At 46.3% G+C, this 1,065-nt stretch carries 1 protein-coding gene and 1 pseudogene; both read left to right on the top strand.

Translation table 11 applies throughout. The annotated features are described in order from the left end of the window. Positions 1-858 (top strand): GTP-binding protein (locus QUA45_RS28975; protein WP_333223406.1); only part of this gene is annotated, 858 nt, incomplete at its 5' end. Further along, a pseudogene (locus tag QUA45_RS28980) lies at positions 846-1,065 on the top strand (hypothetical protein); the annotation flags it as partial. The gene QUA45_RS28975 and the pseudogene QUA45_RS28980, both read left to right, overlap by 13 nt.

Consider the following 1,065-nt stretch of genomic DNA (forward strand, 5'->3'; position numbering starts at 1 on the left):
GTTGCAGTCATCGTCAACGAATTCGGCGAAGTAGGCATCGACAACCAACTGATAATTGATGCCGATGAAGAAATTTTTGAGATGAACAACGGCTGCATTTGCTGTACAGTCAGAGGCGATTTAATCCGGATTATCGGCAACTTGATGAAGCGGCGAGACAAATTTGACCACATAGTCATCGAAACCACAGGTTTAGCCGACCCCGCACCCGTAATTCAAACCTTTTTTGTAGACGAAGATATGCGGGAAAAATTACTGCTAGATGCAGTTGTCACCGTAGTCGATGCCAAGCACATCTGGCAGCACTGGGACGCCGACGAAGCTCAAGAACAAATTGCCTTCGCTGATGTAGTTTTGCTCAACAAAACTGATTTAGTGACTGACGAAGAATTGGTCGAATTAGAAAAGCGAATTCGCGCCATGAATGCAATGGCAAAAATTCACCGCACCCGTAACGCTGAATTAGAGATGGATGCTTTGTTGGGCGTTAAAGCATTTGATTTGAACCGGGCATTAGAAATCGAACCCGACTTTTTGGGCGAACACACTCACGAACACGACGAAACAGTTACCTCCGTAGCCATAGTAGAACCCGGCGCCCTTGACCGCAACAAATTTAGCGATTGGATGGAGGAATTGTTGCGAACTCAAGGACCGAATATCTTTCGGACAAAAGGCATTTTGAATGTCGCCGGAGACAACAAGCGATTTGTTTTCCAAGGAGTACACATGGTGTTTGATGGCCGGCAGGATAGACCTTGGAAAGCCACCGAAACTCCGAAAAACGAGCTTGTATTCATCGGTCGCGACTTAAACGAAAATCAATTGAAAGAGGATTTCCGTCGGTGTCTAGTTTAAAAAGTAGCGAACGAACCCTGGAATTTCACGCCGAAGTAATGCTGTCTGACTACGTAACTGCTGTTACTTGGTCGCTGGATGGCACAATTTTAGCAGTCTGTTCGGCTGCGGGCGAAGTGATGCTGGCGGCAGTAGGGGCAGTTAATGAATTGTCCTTGCAAACCCTACAAAGTGCTACGGGTAAATCAGTCGATTGCTTGTCTTTTT

This window comes from Microcoleus sp. Pol12A5, from assembly GCF_036701435.1.
Taxonomy (GTDB): Bacteria; Cyanobacteriota; Cyanobacteriia; order Cyanobacteriales; family Microcoleaceae; genus Microcoleus.